The 11,786-nt window shown below is 56.0% G+C and carries 11 protein-coding genes; 10 read left to right on the top strand and 1 reads right to left on the bottom strand.

What is annotated here, in order from left to right:
• Window positions 1-170 precede the first annotated feature (170 nt).
• Window positions 171-1,586, bottom strand: coding sequence for a dihydrolipoyl dehydrogenase (lpdA, locus tag RBR60_RS13550; protein WP_320357682.1), 1,416 nt, complete (start codon window positions 1,584-1,586; stop codon window positions 171-173).
• A gap of 172 nt (window positions 1,587-1,758) precedes the next feature.
• On the opposite strand from lpdA, the gene RBR60_RS13555 reads away from it, so the two are divergent.
• The 10 genes from RBR60_RS13555 to RBR60_RS13600 form a co-directional block, all read left to right on the top strand.
• The gene (locus RBR60_RS13555; protein ID WP_320357684.1) at window positions 1,759-2,202 is read left to right on the top strand and encodes an Lrp/AsnC family transcriptional regulator; all 444 of its coding nucleotides are present in this window, start codon (window positions 1,759-1,761) and stop codon (window positions 2,200-2,202) included.
• 72 nt (window positions 2,203-2,274) lie between these two features.
• The gene (locus RBR60_RS13560) at window positions 2,275-3,549 is read left to right on the top strand and encodes an aminomethyltransferase family protein (RefSeq protein WP_320357686.1); all 1,275 of its coding nucleotides are present in this window, start codon (window positions 2,275-2,277) and stop codon (window positions 3,547-3,549) included.
• Window positions 3,550-3,613: 64 nt separating this feature from the next.
• Window positions 3,614-5,329, top strand: coding sequence for an AAA family ATPase (locus tag RBR60_RS13565; RefSeq protein WP_320357688.1), 1,716 nt, complete (start codon window positions 3,614-3,616; stop codon window positions 5,327-5,329).
• Between the two features lie 128 nt (window positions 5,330-5,457).
• On the top strand, window positions 5,458-5,859 hold the full coding sequence (gcvH, locus tag RBR60_RS13570) for a glycine cleavage system protein GcvH (protein WP_320357689.1): 402 nt from the start codon (window positions 5,458-5,460) through the stop codon (window positions 5,857-5,859).
• A 5-nt stretch (window positions 5,860-5,864) separates the two neighbouring features.
• Window positions 5,865-7,220 (top strand): aminomethyl-transferring glycine dehydrogenase subunit GcvPA, encoded by a 1,356-nt coding sequence (gene gcvPA, locus RBR60_RS13575; protein ID WP_320357691.1) that lies wholly within the window; start codon window positions 5,865-5,867, stop codon window positions 7,218-7,220.
• Complete coding sequence (gcvPB, locus tag RBR60_RS13580; RefSeq protein WP_320357693.1) at window positions 7,217-8,680, top strand: aminomethyl-transferring glycine dehydrogenase subunit GcvPB; 1,464 nt, start codon at window positions 7,217-7,219, stop codon at window positions 8,678-8,680. Before gcvPA ends, gcvPB begins: the two co-directional genes overlap by 4 nt.
• A 1-nt stretch (window position 8,681) precedes the next feature.
• Window positions 8,682-9,356: a lipoyl(octanoyl) transferase LipB gene (gene lipB, locus RBR60_RS13585; RefSeq protein ID WP_320357695.1), complete on the top strand. Its 675-nt coding sequence runs from the start codon at window positions 8,682-8,684 to the stop codon at window positions 9,354-9,356.
• Window positions 9,357-9,374: 18 nt separating this feature from the next.
• Window positions 9,375-9,800: a hypothetical protein gene (locus RBR60_RS13590; protein WP_320357698.1), complete on the top strand. Its 426-nt coding sequence runs from the start codon at window positions 9,375-9,377 to the stop codon at window positions 9,798-9,800.
• Window positions 9,797-11,101 carry a ParA family protein gene (locus RBR60_RS13595; protein WP_320357700.1) on the top strand — a complete coding sequence of 435 codons (1,305 nt, stop codon included), beginning with the start codon at window positions 9,797-9,799 and terminating at the stop codon, window positions 11,099-11,101. Before RBR60_RS13590 ends, RBR60_RS13595 begins: the two co-directional genes overlap by 4 nt.
• On the top strand, window positions 11,094-11,786 hold a 693-nt coding region (locus tag RBR60_RS13600), incomplete at its 3' end, for a hypothetical protein (protein ID WP_320357701.1). The genes RBR60_RS13595 and RBR60_RS13600, both read left to right, overlap by 8 nt.

Below are 11,786 nucleotides of genomic sequence, written 5' to 3' on the forward strand. Positions count from 1 at the left end.
TGAGGCCTGTCATCAAAATCTGAGCAAAATCAATCCTCTCCTTCCGCAAACAGATGGCTTCTGTGCATCCGTAGTCTGCATCAGCCAGTGGCGGAAATTCAGAATCATTGGGTCAGATATCAGAAGGTTCTGCGTGGGTATCTGATTCCAAAATATTTGTTTGAGGTTTTTCAAGCATGGAGCCCTTCCCCCTTTGCCTTGAAGGCGGCTTCGGAGAATATTTCACTGAAGCTTGGGTGGGGGTGGAGGGTTGCGGCCACATCACTGCAGCTGAGGCCATTTTGTATGGCAAGGGTGGCTTCCGCCACCAGCTCCGAGGCATGGCGGCCCACAAGGTGGCAGCCGAGGAGCTTGCCGCTTTTTTCCTCTGTCACGAGCACGGCTTCGCCGGCAAGGGCATCTGTGGCGTGGGCCTTTCCCAGACTGCGGAAAAGCACAGCTGTACTTTTTGCTTCCAAGCCTTCTTCTCTGGCCCTTTCCAGCGACATGCCCGTGAAAGCGACCTCAGGTTCTGTGAAGATGGCGCAGGGCACCGCCCCATAGTCCATGCGGTGTGCGCCTCCCATGGCGTTCAGGGCAGCAATGTGACCCTCCATGGAGGCCACGTGGGCCAGCATATACCGCTCCGGTCCGGTCACGTCGCCAATGGCATACACAGTGGAAACAGCGGTTTCCATGGCATCGTTGACGGGGATGTAACCCCGTGGGTCTGTTCTGAGGCCGATGTTTTCAAGGCCGAGATCCTTTGTTGAAGGGCTGCGGCCTGCGCAGAGTACAAGGCATGCCGCCTGAAGGGTTTCTTTTCCGGACTCAGAAGTTCCTGTCCGTTTCAGCACAAGGCGGACGGAATCCTTTTCCTTTTCCATGGAAAGCACCTGTTTGCCGGTATGCAGGACAATTCCCCGTTTTTTGAATTCCCGGGCCAGGAGTTTCGATGCTCCCGCATCCAGGCCCGGAAGGGGAAGGATGCGATCCGCCATTTCCACAAGCTCTACTCTGCACCCCAGTCCGGACAGGATGGAAGCGAACTCACAGCCCACCACACCGGCTCCGAGGACAATGGCGGAATGGGGCAGGGTCTCCATGCGGAGAAAATCGTTGGAGGAAAGGCAATGAGTGCCGTCTGTGGGAAGGAAGGGAATGTCAAGGGGCCGGGTTCCCGTGGCAAGGATCAGGCGATCCCATAAAATCGTTTCGAGGTTTCCTTCGCTTCCTTCAAGGGAGAGGCTGCCATGGTTCAGAATTTTGGCTTTGCCCTGAAGCAGGGTGACGCGGTGCTGTTTTAAAAGCGCTTCGATCCCCCTTTGCTGGGTGGCGATTACGGCCTGCATTTTTTTCTGCAGAATCTCCATATTCACTTTCGGGGACCCTTCCACCTGAATGCCAAAACGGGAAGCATTTTTAATTTCCTGCATCATGCCCGAAGCACTCACCATAACCTTGGAAGGAATACAGCCCCAGTTCAGACAGGTGCCGCCCACAGCCTCCCTTTCGATCAGCGTCACTTCCGCTCCCGACTGGGCTGCGCGGATGGCCGCCACATAACCGCCGGGGCCTGCGCCCACCACAGATATCCGTAAACCCATATTCCACCTCCATAAAAAGATGAAAAACACCCAGAACCTCTCCCAGGGCCTATAAACACAAAAAGCATACTCTGACAAGTTTTTATGTTTTTTTAAAATTTAAAGCCTTGAATTGACTTTTCCGTCAATCAGATTTAATGGAATTTTCATTAACGGTAATTGGACGGTGATAATGAAAGTCGATGACATAAACATCCGGATCATTCAGCATCTGCGAGATGGCAGAAAATCCTTTAAAAAGATTGCTGAAGACCTGCAGCTCACGGAAAACACCGTACGTGCCAGGGTCAAAAAGCTCTGTGACGAAGGTGTGCTGGAAATCACAGGGCTTGTGGACCCTTCGTCCATTGCCCACCATCAGATGATGATCATGGGCGTGAAGCTTAATTCCACAGATCTTTTTGCCGGAGGCGAGGCTTTCAGTCGCCTGCGGGGAGTGGTCCGGGTCAGTGTGGTGACCGGACGTTACGATCTGATGGTGGAAGTGCTGTTCAATGACAGCTTCGGGCTTCCGGAATTTTACAATGAGGAAGTCCCCAGGGTGAGCGGGGTGCTCAGTCTGGAAACCTTTGTGGTATACAAAGGCTACAACGTGAAGGTACCTTATATCCTCTGAGAAGGGTCTGGCGAAGCACTTTTTGTGTGGACCTTCTGATCAGGGCACCGCAGTGGAAGGGAGGCGTATTCTATGGAACAGGTGGCCAAAAAAACGGCGCTCCATGCAAGGCATCTGGCCCTTGGAGCCAATATGGCGGACTTCGGAGGCTATGAAATGCCCCTCTGGTATCCCGCGGGAGCCAGGGCCGAGCATTTGAGCGTGCTGCAGCGGGCGGGCATGTTCGATACCAGCCACATGGCGCTGATCCGCGTGCGGGGGGAGGGAAGCCTGAGGCTTCTTCAGGGGCTTTTTTCCAAGGATCTCGACCACTGCACCGGACCTAAAGGCCTGCCCCTGTCTCCTGGCCGCTGTGCTTACGGTGTTTTCTGCGACATCCGGGGTCATGTACTGGATGACGCCCTGGTTTATATGCTGGAGAAGGAGCACTACCTCATCGTGGTGAACGCGGGCATGGGCGGCCCCCTTAGCCGTCACATCCGGGAGAGGGACGAAGAGGGAGGCATCCGCATTGAGGATCTGACGGATCAGGTGGGTAAGGTGGATGTGCAGGGCCCCCTTGCGGGAAAGATTCTTTTTTCCGTGCTGAAGGATGCCGAAGCCCTTTTTGCCGTTATGCCCTATTTTTCCTTCAAGGGAGACTGGACGGGAGAGGCCGTGTCCGTGCCCTGTGTGCTGAAAAACGGGACACCCATCCTCCTTTCCCGCACGGGATACACCGGAGAATTCGGTTTTGAGATTTTTTCTGAAATGAGTGCGGTGACAGGCATCTGGGATCTCCTTCAAGAGGCGGGAAGACCCTTCGGCCTCATTCCCTGCGGTCTGGCTGCGAGGGATTCCCTGCGTGCGGGCGCGCTTCTGCCCCTTTCCCATCAGGACATCGGAGACTGGCCCTTTGTGAACCATCCCTGGCCCTTTGCCCTTCCCTTTACGGAGGATCAGAAAGGTTTCACCAAGGGGTTTCTGGGGGATGCGGCCCTGATGGCGGCCCTTGAAGGTGCTCCCCATACCTATGCCTTTGTGGGAAGTGATCTGCGCAAGGTGGGGGCCGGGCCGGAAACTTTTGTTTTTCTGGGAGAAGAGAAGATCGGCCATGTGCTCACCTGTGTTACGGACATGGGCATGGCCGCAAAAAACGGGACGCTCTATTCCGTGGCCAGCCCGGATCTGCCCCCGGATCTTGCGGTGAAGGGGCTTGCCTGCGGTTTTCTGCGGGTGGATCGTCCCCTTCTTCCGGGAACCCCTTTGCTTCTGAATGACGGAAAACGAAAGCTTCCCGTTACCCTGACCTCAGATCTGCGTCCGGCGCGGACGGCACGGAAGGCTATGGCGGAGATGCTGGGATAAAGGCCCTTTTTTTTCCCTGGGTGAGAAAAGGTGCCTGGCCTTTTTTGAGAGAATGGAGTGAAGCATGACCCGAAAAATTCCCTATGCCGTAGCAAATTATGATGAAATTGTTCATGAAAATTACCATTTTGTGGATAAGACCCGCTTTATTCATGAACTGGAAAGGTATAAGGTTCCGGTTTTTCTCAGGCCCCGGCGTTTCGGGAAAAGCCTCTGGTGCTCCATTCTGGAATGCTATTACGATATTCAGCGTAAAGATCAGTTCGACACCCTGTTCGGGCATACGGAAATTGGTCGCACTCCTTCTCCCCTTAAAAACAGCCACCTTGTTCTGCGTTTTGATTTCTCAAAAATCAAGGTCAGTGACCGTCTGGAAGAAATCGAAGCCTCCTTTGATCTGGTGTGCCACATGGCGTTTTCAAAGTTTGCCACAAAATATGCCGATTATGGGAAGTTCTCTGATCTCTTCACCTCCCGATCCGCATCCGAAACCCTTGAAGTTCTTTTAAGCAGGGTACTGATGACAGCGCCTCCCCCTGTGCACATCATCATTGATGAATACGACAACTTCACCAACCAGCTCCTCACCACCCGTCAGGACAGGCTGTACAATGCCCTGACCACGGGGGATTCCTTCGTGCGTTCCTTTTACAAGGTCATCAAGGCCGGTGTGGGGGAAGGCTCTGTGGCACGGGTTTTCATCACCGGTGTGCTGCCCGTAACCATGGATGATCTCACCAGCGGTTTTAATATTGCAGAGGTCATTACTCTGGAAAAAAATGTTCTGGAGATGCTCGGGTTTACACAAGGCGAGGTGGAAAGCTATGTGGATGCCATTTTTTCAGAGCATCCATGGCCCGAAAGCCTGAAAGCCCGTGTGCTGGAAGATCTGAAAATCCACTACAATGGCTACCGTCTTCTGCCCGATGCAAAAAATCCCCTTTACAATTCCACCATCTGCAATTTTTATCTGAGCAAGCTTCTCATTAATAATGGTGAGATCCCTTCCGAAACCATGGACGACAACCTGCGGGTCAGTGTGGACTGGCTGCGGCGGCTGGCAGGCGGCGATCATCCGGCACGGGAGCTTCTGGAGCACCTCATGCTGGAAGGCACCCTGAGGGCAGACCTGACCCTGCTGAGAAGCCGGTTCAGCATGAACCGCTTCTTTTCTCCGGAATTTCTGCCCATCAGCCTCTATTATCTCGGTATGGTGACCTTTAAGGCGGAGTTTCGGGTGGGATTTCCCAATCTCAGCACCAAAAGGATTTTTGCGGAATACTTCAACGAGCTTGAAAGAATTGATGTCTCCGGTGACTACGCCGAAATTTTCGAGGCCTTTCTCGAAAATGGCGACATGGCCGAACTCTTTGCCGGATACTGGAGAACCTATGTGGGGCAGATCCCGGCCCAGGCCTTTGATAAAGCCAACGAGAACTTTTTCCGCACCACCTTTTTTGAGCTGTGTGCCCGTTTCCTTTCCCGCCACCTTTTCATTGCCATTGAGGTGAACCGACCTTCGGGCCGCAGCGATTTTGAAGCCATGGGCAGGCCGGGAAGCCGCTTTGAGGGAAAAGCCCATGTGCTGGAATTCAAGCACCTCTCCCGCCAGAAAGCAGCGGAGATGGATTTTGAAAAGAGGGAAGGCCCAAGACCAGAGGAAGTGGAGCAGGTGAGCCGCTATGCCCGTGATCTCAAAGCCCAGTGGCCGGAGCTTACGGTATGCTCCCATGTGGTGTATACGGTGGCAGGGGCGGGGTTCCGGTTTTTCAGTCTGTAACCGAAAACACCAGGGATATGGAAGCGGGTGGAGTACGGCTTCTGAATCCATGGAAATAAAACAAATTTACCCCATAAAAGGGGCCTCCCTTTTATGAAATACCTAAAACCATAAAGGAGCTTAGCACCATGAAGGATATTCAGGACATTCAGACCCCGGACAATCTGCGCTACACCGATGCCCACGAATGGCTGGCGGCGGACACAAGCCCTTCCCGCATGGGCATTACGGATTACGCCCAGGATCAGCTGGGGGATGTGGTTTTCGTGGAGCTTCCCGAGCCGGGAAGCCATCTGGAAAAGGGCGCTGTCTGCGCCACGGTGGAGTCCGTGAAGGCGGTGAGTGAGGTGTATATGCCCGTTTCCGGAACGGTTTCGGAGGTGAACCGCAGCCTTGAGGATACCCCTGAGCTGGTGAACCGTTCGCCCTATGGGGAGGGTTGGATTCTTGAGATCACGCCGGACGACCCCGCCAGCCTGACCGCTCTCATGGACAGCCCGGCCTACCGCGAAATGCTGAAGGGACTTTAAAGACCATGCGCTATCTTCCCCATACGCCGGAGGATGTGTCCGCCATGCTGGAACGGGTGGGCCTGCCTTCGGTGGAGGCTCTGTTTGAGGCTCTTCCCGACGCCTGCCGCCGGGAAACTCCTATGGATCTTCCCGCTCCCCTCACGGAATGGGATCTTATCATTCGCATGGAAAGCCTTGCCGCTTCCATGGCTGCGGGTTCCGGCAACAGGGTTTTCATGGGAGCGGGCAGTTATTCCCATTACATCCCGGCCCTGATTCCCCAGCTTCTGGGGCGTTCGGAATTCACCACGGCCTACACCCCCTACCAGCCGGAGGTGAGCCAGGGTACCCTGCAGGCCATTTTTGAATACCAGACCCTCACGGCAAGGCTTTTAGGTATGGAGGTGGCCAATGCCTCCATGTATGACGGGGCCTCCGCCCTGGCCGAGGGCCTGCTTATGGCCATCCGCCTCGGAAAGGGGAGAAAAAAGGTGGCCCTGTCCCAGGCCATCCATCCCCATTACCGGGAGGTGGTGCAGACCTATTTCGCGCCTACGGAATTTGAGGTGTTGACCCTTCCCGTGGATCCCGCAACGGGCCGGACGGATTTTTCCGGGCTTGAAGGCATGGACGATCTGGCGGCCCTTGCCGTGCAGAGCCCCAACTTTTTCGGCTGTATTGAAGATCTGCAAAGCGCCGTCAGCCTCAGCCACGGGGCAAAGGCCCTGCTGGTGGCCGCCTTCACGGAACCCCTTGCCTTTGGCCTCCTCCCCAGTCCGGGAAGTCAGGGAGCGGACATCGTCTGCGGAGAAGGCCAGAGTCTCGGCATTCCCCAGAGTTTCGGCGGGCCGGGACTTGGCATGTTCGCCTGCCGCATGGCCCATGTGCGGAACATGCCGGGCCGGGTGGTGGGCCAGACAAAAGACATGAACGGCGAGCGGGGCTTTGTCCTCACCCTTTCCACGCGGGAGCAGCACATCCGCAGGGAAAAGGCCACCTCCAACATCTGTTCCAATCAGGGCCTCTGCGCCACGGCATCTGCCATGTACATGGCCACCCTCGGCGGTACGGGCATCCGGAAGCTTGCCGCCCTGAACCGCGACAAGGCGGCCTATCTGAAAAAGGCCCTGGAAGGGCTGGGGTTCACTCCCCTTTTCACAAGCCCTGTTTTCAATGAGTTTACCCTGAAAGCGGCCCAGGGCTTTGGCCGCATCCGGGAAAAACTCATGGAAAAGGGCATGGTGGCGGGTCTTGGGCTTGAAGGCCTGTATCCGGAAATGCCGGAGATGAAGGAGGCCTTTCTTTTCTGCGCCACGGAAACCGCCTCAAGGGAAGATATGGACGCACTGGTGGAAGCCATCAGGGGGGAGCTTTTATGAACGGTGATTTTGCGACAACGGGGCTGATCTTCAAAGAAGCCCTTCTCTGGGAAAAGGGGAAAAAGGGCCGCACCGCCTTTTCCATGCCCGCAGCGGACGTACCCCCTGCGAAAGAGCTTCCCGAAGCCCTTCAGGGCGAAGGCCCGGATTTTCCGGATCTTTCGGAGCTGGAGGTGGTGCGCCACTACACCCGACTTTCCCAGTGGAACTATGGCGTGGATTCGGGCATGTATCCCTTGGGTTCCTGCACCATGAAGTACAATCCCAAGATCCATGAAAAGCTTGCGGCCCTGCCGGGGTTTGCTTCAGCCCATCCCCTTTTGCCGGAAAGCCTCAGCCAGGGTGCTCTTCAGCTGATGTTTGAGCTTCAGGAGATGCTGAAGGCCGTAACCGGTCTGGATGCGGCGAGCCTTCAGCCCGCAGCCGGAGCCCACGGGGAGCTTTGCGGCATGATGCTCTTTGACGCCTGGTTCCGGTCTCAGGGAGAAAAGCGGGACAGGATTCTGATTCCGGACACGGCCCACGGCACCAACCCCGCTTCCGCCGCCCTCTGCGGCATGAAGCCCGTGGCCCTTGCGTCCGGGGAAGACGGCATTCTTCATCCGGAAGCCGTGGCCGCCCTTATGGATGACCGCACCGCAGGCATCATGATTACCAACCCCAACACCCTGGGGCTTTTTGAAAGCCATTTTGCCGAAATCGCAGCCATCGTTCATGCCAAAGGCGGCCTTGTGTACTGCGACGGGGCCAACATGAACGCGGTCATGGGCTATGTGGACATGAAGCGCATGGGTGTGGATGTGATGCATTTTAACCTGCACAAAACCTTTTCCACCCCCCACGGCGGAGGCGGGCCGGGAGCCGGGCCTGTCTGTGTGGTGGAAAAACTGGCACCCTTTCTTCCCGTTCCCCGTGTGGTGAAAAGGGAAGGGGGTTATGCCCTGGAAACGGAAGCGCCTCTGTCCATCGGCCGTCTCCATGCCTTTTACGGGAACTTCGGGGTGCTGCTCAAGGCCTGGGCCTATATCCGGAGCCTCGGGCCGGAGCTGAAGCGGGTGAGTGAGATGGCCGTGCTGAACGCCAACTATATCCGGGCCAGTCTTAAGGATTTCTACGATATCGCCCAGGATCGGGTGTGCATGCATGAGTGCGTGTTTTCGGATAAAAATCTGAAAAGCTTTGGCGTCAGCACCCTGGATGTGGCCAAACGCCTCATAGACCTGGGCTTTCATCCGCCCACCGTCTATTTCCCCCTGGTGGTGGCCGGTGCCATGATGGTGGAGCCCACGGAAACGGAAAGTGTGGAGGAGCTGGACCGCTTCATCGAAGCCATGAAGCGCATCCGCAAAGAAGCGGAGGAAAGCCCCGATCTTCTCCATGAGGCTCCCCAGCGTACCCGCGTCCGTCGTCTGGATGAGACAGCCGCCGCCAGAACGCCCTGCCTCTGCGGGGGCATGTAGCATGGACTTCGACGTCGTGGATCTGGGGCTTTTGTCCTGGGAAGCGGCGTACGCCCGTCAGCTTCAGGTACTGGCGGAAAAGGAAAACAATGAAAACCGGCGGGATGTGCTTTTTCTTGTGGAGCATCCGCCGGTTTTTACTTTGGGAAAACGGGGAGGCCGGGGGTTTTTCAGGCTTTCCGAGGAAGAGATGCTGGCCCGTGGGGTGGGGATTCTGGAAACGGGAAGGGGGGGGCTTGTGACCTTTCACGGGCCGGGCCAGCTGGTGGCTTATCCCGTTTTCAGCATCGTGAGGCGGGGTCTTGGGGTGCGGGACTGGGTGCGGCTTCTTGAAAGGATCATGGAGCGCTGTGCGAAGGCTTTCGGGCTTGAAGCCGGGGGCAGGGATGAGGCCCCCGGTCTCTGGGTGGAAGGCCGCAAGCTTGCCAGCATCGGCATCAGCCTGCGCCACGGGGTGAGCCTTCATGGTCTGGCCCTCAATGTCTCTTTGGATCTGACCCCCTTTTCCTGGATTGCCCCCTGCGGCATGGACATCGCCATGACGAGTTTTGAGAGGGAGCTTGGGGCAGCCCCGCCCATGGCGGCGGTGAAGGGGGTGCTGGTGGAGAGTTTTGTGGCACTCTGTTCTTTGAAGGGGGAGGGTGTGGCTGGAGCTGGCTTGCCATGGATTGTCTGATGGGATAAGAGGTTCTTCATGAAGATGACCACTGATTTTTTAGATGCGCATAAACGTCACTGGGAAGATGCGGAGCTGCTTTTCACTGCGGCCCGTTGGGCCAATGCCGATCATCTCTATGGTCTGGCAGCAGAATGCGGTTTGAAGCGGCTGATGTGCGCATTCGGCATGAAAATTGATTCTGCAAGCGGAAGCCCCGCTCGTAAAAAGGATCGGGTTCACGTGGATTGTATCTGGGAGCATTACGAAGCCTACCGTTCAGGATATCACGATGGGGTGAGCTATTCGTTGTCGTCACTGGAATTCTTTTCTGACTGGAATATTGCCCAGCGGTATGCGCCTCAGGGAGATTTTACCCGGGAGATTGCCGCATCTCACCGGGATGGGGCCGGAAAGGTTTACAATCTGGTGAAAAAGGCGATTTGGGAGGGGCTGATTTCATGACGACTTTTGATGAGATTCTGCCTGTCATCCGTGAAGTGTTGGGCACCCTGACAGAAGCGTTGGAAAAACTGGAACCCGTGATCCTTAACCGGGATCTGAATGGTCGTATCCGTCTGATTCTTGATGAAAAATTACAGGATCAGCCTGAAACCCGAGGAGCGGTGGAAACCATCGTGCACGCGCTGGAAAAACGCCTTGGCCCGCACACGTTTCCTGCGGAACGCATGGTGCTTTTTGAGCCTTCGCTGGAGATGGTGAAACAGGGTGCCCTGCATTTTCCGCTTCAGGGGTTCGATGCCGTCACCGTTGTGGATCGTCTGGCAACGGAAACCGATTGGGCAAGGATTGAGCCGGTTTCTTCCGGTGCGTCGCGTATTGTGTTTTTTTCCATTAAAGGCGGTGTGGGGCGTTCTACGGCATCGGCTGTGGCTGCGTGGTCCCTGGCCCAATCCGGAAAACGTGTCATGGTTCTGGATCTGGACCTGGAATCGCCCGGCATTTCCACCTCTCTGCTGCCCGATGAAAGACGGCCTGCCTATGGCATCACGGACTGGCTTGTGGAGGATCTGGTGGGGAACGGTGCCGTCGTTTTCGAAGACATGGTGACAAAAAGTGACCTTTCCCATGACGGAGACATTTATGTCGTTCCTGCCCATGGACGGAATCCGGGAGAGTATGTGGCCAAACTCGGAAGGGTCTGGATGCCTGGGATGGATGGGGAAGGCTTGCGGGAGCCCTGGGCTGGCCGTCTGGCTCGTCTTCTGACAGCGCTGGAAAATCGCTGGCAACCCGATGTTATTCTGATGGATGCCCGGGCTGGCATCGACGAAGTGGCTTCCGCCTGTATAACGGATCTGGGGGCAAAGGGGATTCTGCTGTTTTCCATTGACGGGGAGCAGGCCTGGTCCGGTTACAGGATTTTGTTTCAGCATTGGCGGCGGACAGGTGTTGCGTGTGAGATCCGTGAGCGCCTTCAGATGGTGGGAGCCATGATTCCGGAAGTGAACGCAAAGGAATATGTTGACGGCCTGTGTGAGCGTTCCTGGATAACCTTTGCCGAAGAGCTTTATGACGCGATTCCTCCGGGGGAACCTGCGGATGCATATTTCAGTTTCGATCAGGCCGACGAGACCGCTCCCCACTTTCCCTGGCCCATTCGTTGGCACAGGGGGTTTGCAGCACTGCAATCCATCCATTCCCGTTTTCAGGGTATGGGCAAAGATGAAGTGAAGGCTGTTTTCGGGCCTCTGCTCCGGGGGATAGATGCAATTATCGGATTTGACGGAGAATCCCATGAATGATGCTGCAAGGATCCGGGAGGCCCTCATTGCCGCCCTTCCCTATGAAACATCCAGTTACGGGCAGTCGCCTGATCCGGGTCAGCTATACATGCCCCGCGCCCATGTCAAAGCCCTGAGGCCTGAGTCGAACCTGGTGGTGGGGTCAAGGGGGGTGGGAAAAACTTTCTGGGCGGCGGCCCTCAATGCGCCGAATCTGCGTGCTGTGCTGGGGGCTTCGGTGCGGGAGTTTGCCCATGCCCTGGTCAGGACAGGGTTTGCCGTCCATGAAAACATTGCCCATTATCCCAATATGGATGTTTTTGCGGATCTTTTAAGACAGAGCCATCCCCCCTACAGGATCTGGCAGGCTGCCGTTTTGCGCTGGGCGGCGGAAATCACGGGAGAAGATATTCCTGTTAAGGATTGGCCCGGTACGGTGGACTGGGTTCGGTCAAATCCGGAAGCGCTGGCGAAATGCGTGGAAAAACTGAATGGGATGCTTCAGCAAAAAGGGATCAGGGGATTTCTTGTGTTCGATGCCCTTGATCGTACCAGCAATGACTGGCAGATCATGGATGATATTGTCCGAGACCTGCTGCGGATCGTTTTGTGGCTGAAGCCCTTTCAGGCCATCCATGCCAAGGTGTTTCTCCGTGAAGATCAGTTCGGCCGTACGGTAACGGATTTTCCCGATGCCTCAAAGCTG

The sequence above is a fragment of the Desulfobotulus sp. genome (genome assembly GCF_034006065.1).
Classification (GTDB): Bacteria; Desulfobacterota; Desulfobacteria; order Desulfobacterales; family ASO4-4; genus Desulfobotulus.